Below are 15,746 nucleotides of genomic sequence, written 5' to 3'. Positions count from 1 at the left end.
CGCGCGGACATCAGGACGCCAGGTCGGCCGGCACCTTGCCGCCGTTGGCGGCCAGTTTCGCCATCACCTGCTTGTGCAGCCAGATGTTCATCGCCGCCGAATCGCCGGTGTCGCCGCTGTAGTGCAGCTCCCTGGCCAGTTCCTTGCGCGCATCCAGGCTGCTGTCCAGCTGCAGCAGCTTGAGCAGATCGACGATCGAGGTGCGCCAGTTCAGCGGTTGCCCGGCGCTCTGCGCCTTCTGGTCCAGGATGGCCACCACGTCCACCTCCGGCATGGCGGCCGGCGCAGCGGCGGGTGCGGCGGGGGCAGCTGCCGGAGCGGCTGCGGGCGTGGCGGCGGGCGCCGCTGGGGCGCCGGCCTGCGTGACCGCAGGATGCGAGCCGGGGAAGATCTTGTGGAATATATTACTCAGGATACCCATGATATAGCCCTTCCAAAGTAGTGCAACGTGGACGAGGCGCCGCCATCGCCGGGCGCGCTGACGGTGATAGTACCGGACTGCCCTGCCCCGCCGCGCACGATAGCGGGGCTGCGGCCTACAGCCGGGTCACGGCGACCTGCAGGCCCTGGACGTCGCCGCCGGCCGGCACCCGGACCTCCGCCGTGCTGAGAAAATCTCCCGGCGCGTGGCGGTTGCCGGGCCGCATATCGACCTGCACGCGCATGGACAGCGCGGCGCCGGCGGCGCCGGCCGGCGCCCTCAGGCTGAAGGGGACGCGCAGCCCGGGAGCCACCGCGACCTGGGACAGCGTGGCGCTGGCCAGCAAGGTCGACGCCTGGTCCTGCGCCGACACGTCGCGCAGCTCTACCGTCACTTGCGCCGCAACGCCGCCGCCGGCGTCCGCCGGAAATACAATCTCGCCCTGGATCTGCCGGTCCGCCTGCATCGCCGCCTCACGGCGGGCCGCTGTCGCTCAGCCCGCACAAATAATCTGCCAAAGCCTCGCTGATGGGCAGGCCCGTTCTTTGTTCGACGAACAGCCATTGGCCCGCCGGATTCACTTCCAGGAAATAGTAGGCGCCGTCTTCGCTGCGCCGCATGTCGATGGCGCCGTAGCGCAGTCCCAGGCGCCGCTGCAGCTCGCGCAGCTGCGCCTGCAATGCCTCCGGCAATTCGACGGCGCGGACCAGCCCTTCGCCCACCGTCATGCGCATGTCCACTTCGTACGAGGTGTTGCGCACGTCGATTTCCGCTGCAAAGATTTTATCGCCTATCATGGTGATCCGCAAATCCACGCCGGCAATGTACTCCTGGAAGATCACCGGCGCGTAGCGCACCAGCTCCAGCCGCTCCAGGTCCTCCGCCTGCACCAGCCGGGTTTCGCGCCACTGCTGTATCGCGGCGAGGAAGGCCTTGAAGACCACCCTGGCCTGCCCCATGCCCCCGATGAAGGCGCGCGCCGCCCCGGCGTCGGAGGTGACCAGCGTGCGCGGCAACCTCAAGCCCAGGCGCTGCGCCACGCTCCACTGGTAAGGCTTGTTGTGCGCCATGGCGTCGGCTTCGCGCGGGTTCATCCAGGGACAGTCCAGCGAGTCCAGCATGCCGTGCACCGCCTGCGCGGTTTCGCTTTGCGCAAAGGCGGTGTATTCGCCGCCGCGCACGGCCGGGTCGATGTTGAAATGGCTTACCCGGCGCCACCACACTGCGCGCGCACGCGCCAGGTCCACCCGTTCGCCGCCGTGTTCGACCAGGAATCGCGGCGTTCCCTCGCCCCAATGCAGCGCAACGGCGCGGCGCGCCGGGAAATCGGCCAGGTCCAGCTGCACCACGTCGCGCCCGCGCGCCGCAAGCCGCTGCACCACCTGGCTGGTGTGTTCGTCGTCCGGATAGGAAACGACCAGGATCATGGCCGTTCCCGGGCGCTTAGCCGCGCCCCTGCTGCAGCTGGGCCAGCACTTCGACCGCCTGTTCGTAGGCCTCGGCCAGCGCATCGGCCTGCTGCTGCGCCTCGGTGTGGGCCGCGGCCAGCTGCTGTACCTGGTCCATGGCGTCGGCCAGCGGGTCGCTGCCCTGGAAGCGGCTGCCTCCGGCCAGGATGAAGGGCGTGGCGCCGCCGTCGCCGAACGGCTGGCGCGGGAAACCGGGCGGCGTGATGGGGTCGCGCGCGGCCTCCTTGATGGTATTGATCGGGTCGCGGATCGGATCCTTGCGGATTTCCTTGATGGTGATCGGGTCCTGGATCGGGTCCTTGCGGATCTCCTTGATGGTGATGGGGTCGCGGATCGGATCCTTGCGGGCCTCCTTGATGGTGATCGGGTCCGTGATCGGGTCCTTGATCACTTCCTTGGCGGTGGGCGGCGCCGGATACATCTGGCGCACGCCGTCGATGTCGCCCGCCGACAGCCCGGCGCGCTGCCCCATCGTCACGCCCGGCGGCAAGGGCTGGCGCGGCACGATGGTGGGCTGGCCGTTGATCGAAAACGCGGTGGCGGGATAGTGCATGATGGAGCCGAAATCGTACGGCCCCATGTCGTCGCCGTCGGCGATCTGCTGGTTGAAGTTGTGCTGCATCGCCGGGTCGATATTGGCGAAGACCACATTGATGAAATTGTTGCGGTCCTCGCGGCTCTGCTCGTGCCACAGGCCGACCGTGTGGCCGATTTCATGGATGGCGTTGCCGGTGGTGCAGTTGGCGCCCAGCGTGATGTCCTGCCGGCCGCCCACCATGCCGACCCGCGACGAACAGCCCCCGCCCGGCACGAAGCGCACGTAATTGCTCTCGCCCGCGCGCGGCGCAAAGCGGATGGTGGTGTTGGCGTGCCAGTGCGCGATCGCGTCGGTAACCCGCTGCTGGTTCGGCAGGGCCGGATCGATCTCGTAGGGGATGCGTCCGTTCGGCCATCGGAACTGCTGCCCGCTGATCCCCACCGAAAACAGGACCATGTTGCCGCCTTCGTCGGCCTGCAATTCGTTCACCGACCCCAGCACGATATCGCCTTCGAACATGGCCTGGCCATCCACCTCGGCGTAGTTCAGCCACTTGTTCGAGAACGTGACGCCATTCACCAGCGCGGTACCGAAAATGGGGCCGGACCGGCATTCGCACGCGTCGTTCTTGTCTTTGGGAGTTGTCGCCATGGTGCGCCTCCAAAACAGTAGTCACGTCAAGTAAAGGCAGTCTCCCCGATAAAGATAGGACAATATTCTGCGAAGATTGTCACCAATAATCACGCCCGCGCAGTCTTCACTGCCTGCCGTTCAGCGTCACCCTGGCCGCAGCCAGTCCATCGCTGGTGGCGGTGACCGTGATGGCGCCCGCCTGGCCCGCCTTGGTGCGCACGATGGCCAGCGCCAAGCCATTGAAAGCGGCGCGCTCGGGCGACTGGAACGACACATGGCTGGTGGCGTCGCCGTTGTCGGTGGCCACCAGTTCGCCCGGCCCGCTGACGGTGAAGCGCACCGCGTTGCTGCTGCGCGGGACCGGGCGGCCTTCCTTGTCGGTGATGGCAACGGTGACGAAGGACAGGTCCTTGCCGTCCGCCTGCAGCGCGCTGCGGTCCGCCGTCAGCGCCAGCCTGGCGGCCTTGCCCGCGGTCTGCACGGTATCCTCGGCCCACGGCTTGCCCTGCTTGTAGACCACCGCCTTCAGCGTGCCCGGCTGGTACACCACGTCGTCCCAGCGCAGGCGGTAGTCGCGCGCGCCGCGCTGCTTGCGGCCCAGCGATTTCCCGTTCAGGAACAGCTCCGCTTCGTCGCCCGAGGTGTACAGGTGCACCGGCGTCACCTGCCCCACCCGCTCCGGCCAGTTCCAGTGCGGCAGCAGGTGCGCCATCGGCAGCTCCGGGCGCCAGCGCGCCTGGTACAGGTAATAGCGGTCCTTCTTGAAACCGGCCAGGTCGACGATGCCGAAGTAGGAGCTGCGCGACGGCACCTTGACCTTGCTCAGCGCCGCCAGTTCCTGCCCGGCGCGCGCGCGGGCGGCGGGGTCGGTGAAGTTCAGCACGTTGGTGCTGTCCGCGTTGTACGGCGTCGGCTCGCCCAGGTAGTCGAAACCGGTCCAGACGAATTCGCCCGCCACGAAGGGATTGTCGTCCAGGCCCTTGAATTCCAGCTCCGGCGCGGAAGCCCAGCGCGGCGCCGACAGGTCGTAGCTACTGACCTGGAAGTTGGCCATGCCCTGCGACTTGTCGTCGCTGACCGGGAAGAAGTATTCGCCGCGCGAGCTGACCGTGGACGCGGTTTCGCTGCCGATGACGGGGATCTGCGGCGCGCTCTTGTGGAAGGTCGGGTATTCCCACGGCTTGTAGTTGAAGCCCACCACGTCCACCGCTGTCTGGAAGCCGTTGTAGCCGGAGACGACGTGGTTGAAACCGGCCGTGGTCAGGCGCGTGCGGTCCTCGCTGCGCACGATGTCGGACAGGTGGGCGGCCATCTTCCAGCCTTCCGGTTCGCCCTGCTCGCGGATCTCGTTGCCGATGCTCCACATGATGATGCTGGGGTGGTTGCGGTCGCGCCGCACCATGGCGCGCAAGTCCTTCTCGTGCCACGCGTCGTACAGGAGGCCGTAGTCGTTCTTCTTTTTGCCCAGGCGCCAGGCGTCGAAAGCCTCTTCCACGATCAGGAAGCCCATGCGGTCGGCCAGGTCCAGCAGCTCCGGCGCGGGCGGATTGTGCGTGGTGCGGATGGCGTTCGCGCCCATGTCGCGCAAGATCTCGAGCTGCCGCTCCAGCGCGCGTACATTGAGCGCGGCTCCCAGCGCGCCCAGGTCGTGGTGCATGCACACGCCCTGGATCACCACGCGCTCGCCGTTCAGCAGGAAGCCGCGCTCGGCGTCGAAGGCCACGGTGCGGATGCCGAACGGGGTTTCCACCTGGTCCACCACCTTGCCTTCGCCGGACACCGTGGTCACCGCCACATAGCGCTGCGGCGACTTGGGACTCCAGAATTTGGGCTGGCTCACCTGCAGCGACTGCGCCAGCAGGATCTGGCGGCCGGCGCCCACCTTGGTCAGCGCCGACGGGCTGCTTTGCGCCAGCGCGGGACCGGTGCGGCGCCCCGCCGCGTCCAGCGCGTAGATCGAGGTCGACACCTGGGCGGCGGTGGCGCCGCCGTTGTTCTCCAGTGTCACCTGCACGTCCACCGTGGCGGCATCGGCCTTGACGATGGGGGTGGTGACGAAGGTGCCGTTGTGCGCCACGTGCACCGGCGCGGCCTTCACCAGCCACACGTTGCGGTAGATGCCGCCGCCCGGATACCAGCGCGAGGACTCGGGAGGGTTGTCGACGCGCACCGCCAGCACGTTCTCGGCGCCCGGCTTGAGGTGCTTGCTCAGGTCGACGCGGAAGGAGCTGTAGCCGTAAGGCCAGCCGCCCACCTGCTGGCCGTTGAGCCAGACCGTGGCGTGCGACATGGCGCCGTCGATATCGAGATAGACCTGGCGGCCGGCGTCGCCCGCCGGCGCGGTGAACGTCTTGCGGTACCAGGCCACGCCCCACCATGGCAGCTTGCCGGTCTCGCCCTCGTACTCCTGCTTGAACGGACCTTCGATGCCGAAATCGTGCGGCAGGTCCAGCTTGCGCCAGCCGGCGTCGTCCAGCGCCACGGCCGCGCCGGCGCCGGGGGCGCCGGCCGGCTCGCCCTTCATGAAGCGCCAGCCGGCATTGAAGGAAGTGCGTTCGGCGGCATGGGCGGACATACTCATGCCCACGCCGGCGGCGAGCAGCAGGTGGGGTAACACGCGAGGAAACAGACGCATGGCAGTCGGAATATGGATGATCGGGCACCCAGTATCAACTTGAAAAGCTTTACAGATCAATACCGAAAATCGTATAGCAAAAGCGAAAAAAGGACTAGCTCCGCCACGGTCTCAAGCCCCCATCATGCCTTGGCCACAGACCCGTATCGTCTCGCCGCTGACGCCGCAGGCGCCGGGGCTGCTGAGGAAGGCCACCAGCTCGGCCGCGTCCCTCGGCTGGCCGGCCTGCATCAGCGCGTTCAGGCGGCTGCCCACTTCACGCGTGAAGAACGGCAGCTTGGCCGTCATGGCGGTTTCGATGAAGCCCGGTGCGATGGCGTTGACGCAGATGCCGCGCGGCGCCAGCAAGGGCGCCTGCGCCGCCGCGTAGCCGATCAGCGCCGCCTTGGTGGCGGCGTAGTTGGTCTGGCCGAAATTGCCGGCCACGCCGCTGATGGACGACAGGTACACGATGCGTCCCTGGTCGCGCAGCAGCCCGCGTGCAAGCAGCTCGCTGTCGATGGCGACGATGGCGGCGAAGTTGATGTTCACCACCAGGTCCCAGTCCTGCGGCTGCATGTTCGACAGCGTGCGGTCGCGCGTTACGCCGGCGTTATGCACCAGGATGTCCAGGCCTCCGCCCTCGCTGCGCAGGAATTCCGCCAGCTGGGCCGGCGCGCCGGGCGCGGTGATGTCCAGCGTCAGCGGAATGGCGCCGAACTGCGCGCAGGTGCTGCGCAGCTCCTCGGCGGCGCCCGCCACGTCCAGGCAGATCACGCGCGCGCCCTCCTGCGACAGGCGCTCCACGATAGCCTTGCCGATGCCGCGCGCGCCGCCGGTCACCAGCGCGGTCTTGCCCGCCAGCACTTGCGCCTGCGGCGGCGCAGCGGGGGCAGCGGAGGCAGCGGAGGCAGCGCCGGCGGGAGGCGGTGGCGCGGCAACCCGCGCGGTGACGCGTACGGCCTGCCCGGATACATAGGTGGCTTGCGCGCCGCAGAAGAAGCGCACCACGCCCGCCAGCCTGTCCGTGGCGCCGGCGGCGACATAGGCGGTGTTCACGCAGATGCCCTTGCGCCCGAGTTCCTTGCCCAGCGAGCGGGCGAAGCCTTCGATGCCGCGCGCCACGGCCGCCTGCACCGGGTCGCCGCCGGCTTCATGCAGCGGCGCGACGACCAGCACCCTGCCGTTGCGGGTGATGCGGCGCATGATGGGATGAAAGGCGTCGTACAGCGCGCGGTAATCGGCCGGGGTGCGGCAGCCGGTGGCGTCCATCACCACGATGCCGGCCTGCTGGCCTTCGCCGTCCGGCGGCGCCGCCGGCACGCTGGCGCCGGCTTCCTCCAGCGCGCTGCGCAGCGCGGCTGCCGCGTAACCGCCGCCGGCCGCGCACAGCCACGCGCTCTTGCCTTCGAACGGCCGCGCCTCATAGCCGCCGGCCGCGCGCGCCAGCGCCACCGGCTTGGGCAAACCCAGCGCACGCGCAAAAGGCGCAGCCAGGCGGCTGCCGTGCCATTTCATCAGTATGTCGCTCATGCCGCTTTCCCTTGCCAAGTATCTCGATATGCCAATAGGCGGCCATCATAACCGAGCGGCAGCACGGGTTGACTCGGCAAACTCCTCTATTTTCGGATACTGCAGGCTTCAGCGCCGCTGCCCCGCCTAACGGTGCGGCCAGCTGTTGTACGCCTCCAGCGCCTTGGCCGGGCCGTTGCTGAACCACGCGTAGCCATTGCGGCGTTCGAGGCTGATGGCGTTGACGTCGTCGTGGATGCTGCGGTCGCGGTCGCCGAACACGGGCTTCATGGTGGCGATGTCGTAAAAGCGCGACCACAGCGGGCCTGCGCCGGGTTTGGCTGCCAGCTTGCGGCCAATGCCCGGCTCCTTGCCGGTCCATTCCACGTCGCGCAGTGCGGCGCGCTGCAGCCAGGCGGCGGTGGCGCGCACGGCCGCCACGGTGTCCGGCGCCGGGTCGGGCAGGCGCATGAGCAGCGTCATGAGGCTTGCGCTTTCGCCGCTGGCCAGCGCTATCGGTTCGAAGTTGCGCGCGCCGACCGGGGCCACGGTAAGCGCGTCGTACTGCTGGCACCAGCCGCTGCGCACGCCGCCGGACATCAGCTGGGTGGCCACGATCAGTTGCACTGTCCTGGCGTTGGCGGCGCGCGCCTCGCCTGCCACGGCGGCAGGGACGAAGGCGTAATCGCCCTTCCCGTCCGCCACCTCGGCCAGCAACAGCACCAGGCTGCTCATGGCGTTGTCGTTGAAGGTGATGGCGTCGTGGTAGCCGCCTTGCAGCGGGTAGACCTGGGGATAGCCGCCGTTCGGGTATTGGGCGTTGAGCAGGTAGCGCAGGCCTTTGAGGAAGGACTCGCGGTAGGCGTTGCCTTCCGGGCCGGGCGCCTGCGCCTGCACGCGGGCCAGGAAGCGCAGTTCGGAGGTGGTGGCGTTGTTGTCGATGGTGCCGACATAGCTCCAGGCGTCGCTGCGGGACGGCGTGCCGGAATAGACGTCGTCGACCACGTAGTGCTGGCCGCGCTGGCGCGGGGCGGCGGCGCGGTCGGCGTTCTTGCCCCACCCGCCGGCAGGCGTCTGGAAGCTGACGATGTTGGCGGCGATGCCGCGCGCCTCGGCGCTGCCGTACCAGGCGGCGGGACGGTTCAGCGGCATGCCGCCGTCGGAGCGGGTGTTGCGCGGCGGCGCGGCCGGCAAGGCGGCGGCCGCATTTCCGCGCTCGGCTGCCAGCGCGGCTTTGTCTGCGGCCATCAACGCGCGCGAGCGGGCCAGGTAGTCCAGCCAGGCGCCCTGCTCCGCCGGCGCCAGGCTGGCGATGCGCGCCTCGCTCAGCGCCTCCGGCGGCTGCATATGGCCAACGATTTCGGCCCGCGCCGCCGTCGGCGCCGCGCCGAGGGCCAGCAATGCAGCAGTGGCGAAGGTGGCCGCGAAGGCGGTGGCGACGGCGCGCGGGAGGCGTGCCGGGCGCGGCTTTTTCACATTCATCATTCCGGTACCCTCACAATGCGCAGCGCCATGTAAGGCCGGCCGGGCAGCGCGATGCTGCGGCCGTTCCTGTCGGCGAAATAGTAGTTGTCGCGTTTGACGATCTCGAAGGTGCCGTCCACCGGCGTGACTGTCATGTTCCATGTGTCGATGACTTCGGCCCGGAACTTCATACCGTCCTGCAGGCCGGTCTTGAACAGCACGAACGGCCAGCTCTTCGGCGCGCCAAGGCCGAAGTAGCCCAGGTAGTACTCCGCGTGCTTGCCAGCGAAGGGATTGCCCTGCCACTTGTCGATCGGCTCCAGCCCCTCGCGCGGACTCTCGCTGAGGATCTTGCGGAAGAAGGCCAGGCGCGGCGGGCTTGTTCCCTTGAAGACGCCGCCCTTGGCCAGCCACATCATGCCGTTCGGGTCTTCATAGCTTTCACTGTGGCCCACGTAGGTACCGGCGATGGCGCCCATCCAGAAGCGCAGCACCATCTCCTCCGGCTTGAGCTGGCCCCAGCGGCGCGGGAAGTTGCCTTCGTATTTGACCTCGTCGTACACCACCGGCTTGTTGTAGACGTCGCGCAGCAGCACGGCGCGCTCGAAGTCTTCCGCGATGGCGCCGCTTTGCACACTCACATGCGTCACCCACGGCTTGGTGTGGTTGTAGAACACGAAGGCGTTGTGGATGGAGCGCAGGTGCTGGTATGGGTCGCTGGCCTGCACGATCTGGAAATAGCTGTCCCACTCCGGCATGCTCTTCTCTTTGAGGAAGTCGAACTCGTTGGCCATGGACCACCACACGTTGCGGTAGGAACTCAGCCGCGCCACCACGTAGCGCAGGTAGCGCTCATTCACCTCGGCCGGCATGCGGTCGAAGCCCCAGTAGCCCTTGTCGTAGGGGTGGAACAAGATCAGGTCCGCCTCGACGCCGATGTCGCGCAGCTGGCCGACGCGCTGCTCAAGGTGCCGGAAGAATTCGGGGTTGAAGCGCGTGAAGTCCCAGGCCTTGGGTGGCTGGCCGGCGAAGGGGAAGCGCGGCGCTTCGCTCTTGTCGTCGTGGTTGGGGAAAATGGCCATGCGCAGCTTGTTGAACGGCGCGCCGGCCAGCGTCTTCAGCGTCTGCTGTTCCAGCGCGTCGGTCTGGTGCGCCCAGGCGTAGCTGGTGGTGCCCACTTGCCAGAACGGCGTGCCGTCCGCGTAGGCGAAGTGGCGGACGTTGTGCACGCGCACCGGGCCGTGGTTGCCGGCCGAGGGCGCAACAGCGGTGAGCTGGCCTTTGCGGCCGCGCAGTTCGGGGCGGTTGCTGTGAGTTTCATATACCCAGACTCCCACCGTGTCGGGCATGAAGCGGACTTTGTACTGGCCGCCGCCGTCGTAGAAGCCGGGAACGGTGAGCTTGCGCGCGCCCTGGCTGAAGGTGGCGGAGAAGTCGACTTCCATGAAGGGATTGCCGGTGCCGGGGCCTGGCAGCGTGATCTCGGTGCTGCCCCAGCGTTCCACGGTGACCGGCGCCGCAGCGGCCTGCGGAGGCTGCGCCACGGCGCGGGCGGAAACGAGGCAAAGCGGGAGGCCGAGCGCAAGGACGGCTGCAAGGACGGCCATGAAGCGCGCCGCGAGGCGGGCCATGCGGCGCGGCGGGGCCGGGTTAAACGCAGCAAGGGTAAAGATCGAATATCTGTTCACGGCAATCTCCTGAAGCCTTCGGCGCGCACGGTCCAGCCTTCGGCAGGGAAGCCGGGGGCGGCGCGCTCGGGGGCGCATTCCCAGCCGCCGGCCATCATGGCGACGGCGGCCAGCAGCGCGCCGTTGCCCGGCAGGTAAACGGGCAAGCCTTTGTTGGGGTTGTGGCCCGCTTGCGTGTAGCTGTTGTTGGGACCGTCCGATTTCAGCAGCACGCCGACGGCCTGCCCGGTGGCGCCCAGGCGGGCGGCGGTCATGGCGATCATCGGGTAGTCCCAGCCCCAGATCTTGGTGGCCCAGTCCCAGTGTTCCAGCACGGCGTCCAGCGTGCGGCGCATGGTGTCGCGGTCCACGCCGTCGCCGGGCAGCTGGCCGAGCGCCATCAGGAACGATGGATGGTCATGGCGGCTGTCGACGTTGTCCCAGGTATCCGGGTGGGATTCGACGGCGACGTATTTCCCGTCCTTCTGCGGCAGCGCGGACAGGTGGGTGCGCTTGTGCTCCCAGTCCGGGTCGCGCGGCAGGCCGGCGCGCTCGCGCCATTGCTGCGCTTTTTCCAGGCCCCAGGCCCAGTAGCTCAGCTCATAGGCGGGGTTCATGCTGGTGGACTGGTCGTAGATTTCCTGCGCTATCCATAGCGGCGGGCCAAGGACGTAGCGCTGGCGCCTGGCGTCCCAGTGCAGCATGGAGGCCATGGCGTGCGCGGTTTCGGATACCAGTTCGGCGTAGCGGGCCACCGTGGCGGGCGTGGGGTCGGCGCGGTACAGCAGCTCGGCCAGGTGAATGGGGTGCGGCTGGTTCCAGGCGATCAGGGGATTGCCGCCGGGGCTTTCGCGGCCTTCGGGGCCAGTCATTTTCATCCAGCGGGCGCCTTGCAGGCCGCGCTCCGCAGCCACGGCGCGGGCGGAGGGCAAGGTGCGCTGGAACCAGGAGAGCGTGCGGGCGGTGTAGGCCGGGCGGCCCCACAGGGCGAAGTGGGCGGTGTGCCACCAGACCATTTCGGTGTGATGCTTGCCGAACCAGGTGGCGGTGGTGAGGCCGCTTTCCTGGGCGGGCAGCTCGTCGCCGAGCTGGATGGCGGCCAGGTATTGGGACAGGACCACGCGGCGCTCCAGTTCGTGCGCGCGCGGGTCGGTGCTGCCGGTAAAGTCGACGGCGGCGCCGGATTGCCAGTAGCCGCGCCAGTGGGCGGCGCTGCGGGCGAAGATTGCTTCGGCAGACGGCGCGGCGGGCAGCTTGGCGGCGATATACGCGGCAGGGTCGGCGGCGCCGGAAGCGGCAGCGAGGCCGGCATCGGGCGCGGCGGACGGCGTTGGGCTGCGCTGGGTGAAGGTCAGCGTCAGCTCCATCACGCGGCCGGATGCGGGGGTGATGTCGAAAGTGTGCGGGCCACTGCGTCTGATGATGAGCGGCGCGCTGGCGGCCAGCGTCATGGCGTAGCGCGATGCGTCGCGGCTGTGCTCTACCGACAGCGTGCGCGCGCTTTGCGCCAGCACGGTGGTCCGGTGTGCATCGGGCTGCGACCAGTCGAGCGGCGGGTTGTGCCTGGCGGCGGCCAGGTTGTAGCCCAGCGGCAGCGCGATGCGCACGGCCATGCGGCCCTGGCCCCGGCCCTGCGCAAACAGCGGCGTTTCGATGCGCAGCGCCAGCGTGTCGCTGTCCGGGCTGACGGTGCTGCGCACGCGGGCCGGCTGGCCCAGCAGCTTGACGCGGCTTTCCAGCTGGCCGCGCCACAGGTCCAGCCGCTGGTCCACGGCGCTCACGTCGGCAGCCGTCAGCGCACGCGCGCCCTCCCCGGCCAGCACAAAGCCGATCTGCGGCAGCGGCTGGATGTGCGGATTTTCGCGCAGCCATATACCGGCCGGCGTGGTGGACCTGGTGGGATAGCCTTGCGTGCGGCCGTGGGCGGTGTAGTCGCGGTTGGCGTCGGACAGCTTGTAGCCATTGGGGTTGGCGTTCTCGTGCCAGGACCAGCGCGCCTGCGTTTCCAGCGGCGTGCCGCCGGCGCGGTAGTGGTCCGGGAGCGTTTGCAGGCCGGTGACGTCGGCCGTGAAGCAGAAGCGGCCGTTGCCCACGCTGAGCGGGGCCATGATGTCGATTGCCGTCAGGTGCGGCGAGTGCCGCGCGGCCAGCGCCTGGCGGTCGATCGGGTTGGCGGAGCGGGCCGGCGCACCGGCCGCCAGCGCGAGAATGAATGCGATACCAGCGATACCGGCGAAACTACGGTGCGTCATGATGGAATGCTGCCTCCTGTGTATGCGCGCCGGCAAGGCGGCAAATGCAAACCGAATGCAAACCAAATACCAAATGCAAACAAGCGCGGCTCCGCAATGCGGAGCCGCGCCCTTCATGCAAGTTCCTTAGAACTTGTATTCAACCGACAGGCGATACACGCGGCCCATCATGTCGGCCATGCTGGTCACGTAGCCGCCGCTGTAGATGCTGTTGGACGTGAGCGGCGGCCATTCGTTGGTCAGGTTGTTCACGCCCAGGCTGACGGTGGTGTTCTTGAAGCCCTTGTAGCGTACGTTCAGGTTGTACTGGCTGTACGAATCCACCGTGGTCAGCGAGGAGCCGGCACGCGGCGTCATGTCGTTCAGGCCGGTCTGGAAGCGCTGCGACAGCGTGCTGCTCCAGTCGCCGGTGTTGTAGGTCAACGCCGCAGTGTACTTCCAGCGCGGGTTGATCTGCGGCATGCCGGCCAGGCCGGAGTTCGGACCCGCACCGCCGAAGCGGCCGTCGTTGGTGATGATACCGACGTTCGACAGCCATGCGCCGTCCTTCTCGCTCTGGAACTCATACTTGTGATACCAGGTGGCGTCGATCTTCGCGTTGAAGGTGCCGATGCTGGTGGCCGGGAAGCGGTAGCTGGCCGACACGTCCGCGCCGCGGATGCGCGACTGGCCGCGGTTGGCCTGGCTGGCCACGATGTGGTCGATCACGCCGTTCGAACCGCGAATGATGTACTCGGCGTACTTGGTCGGGTTCTGCTGCACTTCGGCGATGGTCAGCGCGCCCAGCACGTCCTTCAGCTTCAGGCCCCAGTAGTCCACCGTCAGCGCCAGGTCCTTGATCGGCTCGTAAGCGCCGCCGAAGGAGAAGCCGCGCGATTTCTCAGGTTTGAGGAAGGAGTTGTTCGGCGTCTTGGTCCAGTAGTTGGTGGTCACGTTGCAGACCTGGTCTGCGGTGTAGCCGGGCCGTGGCGTACCGGTGCCGGCCACCGTCGGCTGCGAGCTTGGGCACAGGACCGGATCGTCCATCACCTGGGTGCGCACTTCCGGCGTTGGATTCTGGATGTCCATGATGGACGGAGCGCGGAAACCCGTCGACAGGGAGCTGCGCAGCACCAGCGACTGGATCGGCTGCCAGCGCGCGGCCAGCTTCGGATTGACCGTGGTTTGCTTCAGATCGTCGTAGTGGTCGGCGCGCACGGAGCCGTTCAGCAGGAAGCTGGACGTCAGCGGCGCATCGACCTCCATCACCAGCGAGGAAATGTCGCGCTGCAGTTTCTTCGCCACGCCCTGCGGGGTTTCGCCCACCAGGTCCGACTGCACCACGTTGCCGGATGCGTCGATGTTGTAGCTGCCGTCGGCCTTCTTCAGCACGTAGTCCAGCGGCGCATTGAAGGTGCGGGCCGAGTCGCGGCGCAATTCGCCGGACACCGCCAGCGTCAGGTCGCCGCCGCCCAGCGCCATCAGGGCGCGCGAGAACGTCACGTCCACGCTCTTGTTGTAGGCCTTGTTCAGGCGGTAGGTGTAGTCATTGGCCTGGATGTCGCGCAGGTATTGCGCGCCGGCTTCGTCCTGCAGGCCGAACGGATTCAGGATGCCCTTGTCGAAGCCTTCCTGCGCTTTGCTGTACAGGATGTAGCCTTCGCCCACGCGGGTGTCGCGCTCGGAGGCGCCGTAGTTCAAGCCTGCGCGGTAGTCCCAGCCCAGCACTTCGCCCTCGGCCGACAGCACGATGCGGTTGTTGGTCTGCTCGTCGTTGCGGTAGGCAGGTCCCAGCTCCGCAGGGCCCCACTGGAAGAAGACGGTGCGATTGTTCAGGTTCAGGTTGCTGACCGTGCCCGGCGTCTTGGTGCTGTCGATGAACATGGCCGGCGTGTTGGAGCCGGTGTTGCTGCCCACCACCTGTACGGCCGGCGTGATGCCCTTGCCCGGATAGAAGCGGCTGGTGGACGGCAGCGAATAGGTGGTGAACGGCTGCGTGGCTCCCGGCACCTGCATGCCGCGGTATTTCTGCACGGTGAAATTGCTGTGCAGGACATCCAGGTCAATGCGGTGGCCGCCGGCCAAGTTCCAGCTGGCGCGCGCGGCCACGTTGGTGATCTCGCTGCCGTCGGTGACGGCGTTCCAGTACAGCGGATTGCGGAAGCAGCCCGGCGCATACACCGGCGGCGTGTTGGCGCTGGCGTTGCCCAGCGTGGGCAGCGCGTACGGCGAGGCACAGCCGGTGGCGAAAGCCGGGTTGTAGTTCGAGTTGGCGGCGCGGGTGAAACCGAAGTTGGCGATCGGGCTGGGATTGCGCGCGTCCGGCAGCAGGCCCAGGCCCAGCGTGCGCAGGATGGCCGGATCGTGCTGCTCCGGGCGGTCGGCCTGGAACAGCGCGGTCTTCTTCTGGTGGTCGACGGCGATGTAGGCGTTGAAGCCGTCCTTGTTCAGGTTGCCGTAGCCGAAGATGGCGCCGATGCTCTTGGTGTCGCCGCCGCCGCTCATTTCCGGGGTGGCGTATTCGGCCTTGACGGAGGCGCCCTGGTAGCCGCGCTTGGTCCAGTAGTTCTGCACGCCGCCGATGGCGTCCGCGCCGTAGATCGAGGCGGCGCCGCCGCTCAGGGTTTCCACGCGGTCCAGCGCCATGCGCGGCATCACGTTGACGGATACGTACTGGTCCTGCAGCGGCTCGTTGGCCAGGCGGCGGCCGTTCAGCAGCGACAGGGTGCGCATCGGGCCCAGGCCGCGCAGATTGGTCACGGGGCCGGCGGCGCCGGAGTTGGTGCCCAGGGACAGCGACTGCGGCTGTTCCAGCACCAGGTCTTTCAGCTCGGTGTGGCCGCGCGCTTCCAGCTCGGTGGCCTTGATGGTGGTCAGCGGGGTGGCGCCTTCATCGGCCACGCGGCGGATCAGCGAACCGGTGACGACCACGGCCTGCACTTGCTGCTCGCCCGCCGGCGCGGTCTGGGCCTGGGCCTGGGCGGCCATCTGCAGCACGGCCAGGCTGACGGCAGCCGCCAGCGCTGCGCGTTGTAAATTCGGTTTGGCTGTTTGCTTCATGGGGGGTCTCCTCCTTAAGGTGTGCAATCGAAAGTGGCTCGATCAATCTTTTATTTGGTATAGCCAGATAGTAAATTGGTTAGACCACCTTAACAAGAAAAACCTCACAGTTCAGACCAGACTGGCTACGACGTTGC

10 protein-coding genes are annotated in these 15,746 nt (G+C 67.8%); all 10 read right to left on the bottom strand.

The features are described 5' to 3' along the window. Positions 1 to 10 precede the first annotated feature (10 nt). A complete protein-coding gene (locus AC56DV_RS11470) occupies positions 11 to 421 on the bottom strand; it encodes a DUF3597 domain-containing protein (RefSeq protein WP_496314401.1) in 411 nt (136 codons plus the stop codon). Positions 422 to 536: 115 nt separating this feature from the next. Further along, positions 537 to 887: a hypothetical protein gene (locus AC56DV_RS11465; RefSeq protein WP_496314400.1), complete on the bottom strand. Its 351-nt coding sequence runs from the start codon at positions 885 to 887 to the stop codon at positions 537 to 539. Positions 888 to 894: 7 nt separating this feature from the next. Then, on the bottom strand, positions 895 to 1,848 hold the full coding sequence (locus AC56DV_RS11460) for an MvdC/MvdD family ATP grasp protein (RefSeq protein ID WP_496314399.1): 954 nt from the start codon (positions 1,846 to 1,848) through the stop codon (positions 895 to 897). 16 nt (positions 1,849 to 1,864) lie between these two features. Further along, the gene (gene legP, locus AC56DV_RS11455; protein WP_496314398.1) at positions 1,865 to 3,079 is read right to left on the bottom strand and encodes a Dot/Icm T4SS effector Zinc-dependent metalloprotease LegP; all 1,215 of its coding nucleotides are present in this window, start codon (positions 3,077 to 3,079) and stop codon (positions 1,865 to 1,867) included. A 106-nt stretch (positions 3,080 to 3,185) separates the two neighbouring features. After that, a complete protein-coding gene (gene galB, locus AC56DV_RS11450; RefSeq protein ID WP_496314397.1) occupies positions 3,186 to 5,642 on the bottom strand; it encodes a beta-galactosidase GalB in 2,457 nt (818 codons plus the stop codon). A 165-nt stretch (positions 5,643 to 5,807) separates the two neighbouring features. Then, positions 5,808 to 7,208, bottom strand: a complete 1,401-nt coding sequence (locus AC56DV_RS11445) for a 3-oxoacyl-ACP reductase (RefSeq protein ID WP_496314396.1) — start codon at positions 7,206 to 7,208, stop codon at positions 5,808 to 5,810. 126 nt (positions 7,209 to 7,334) lie between these two features. Further along, on the bottom strand, positions 7,335 to 8,672 hold the full coding sequence (gene pelA / locus AC56DV_RS11440; protein WP_496314395.1) for a pectate lyase: 1,338 nt from the start codon (positions 8,670 to 8,672) through the stop codon (positions 7,335 to 7,337). Then, positions 8,669 to 10,339, bottom strand: coding sequence for a DUF5060 domain-containing protein (locus AC56DV_RS11435; protein WP_496314394.1), 1,671 nt, complete (start codon positions 10,337 to 10,339; stop codon positions 8,669 to 8,671). Before AC56DV_RS11435 ends, pelA begins: the two co-directional genes overlap by 4 nt. Continuing rightward, positions 10,336 to 12,570: a hypothetical protein gene (locus AC56DV_RS11430; RefSeq protein ID WP_496314393.1), complete on the bottom strand. Its 2,235-nt coding sequence runs from the start codon at positions 12,568 to 12,570 to the stop codon at positions 10,336 to 10,338. The genes AC56DV_RS11435 and AC56DV_RS11430 overlap by 4 nt, the downstream gene beginning before the upstream one ends. 126 nt (positions 12,571 to 12,696) lie before the next feature. Further along, on the bottom strand, positions 12,697 to 15,609 hold the full coding sequence (locus AC56DV_RS11425) for a TonB-dependent receptor domain-containing protein (protein ID WP_496314392.1): 2,913 nt from the start codon (positions 15,607 to 15,609) through the stop codon (positions 12,697 to 12,699). Positions 15,610 to 15,746 lie beyond the last annotated feature (137 nt).

The sequence above is a fragment of the Massilia sp. BGA-UO-ETr-WB1 genome, from assembly GCF_059567845.1.
Note: the sequence above shows the minus strand (reverse complement) of the source record. Positions and strands in the feature narration are given on the sequence as shown.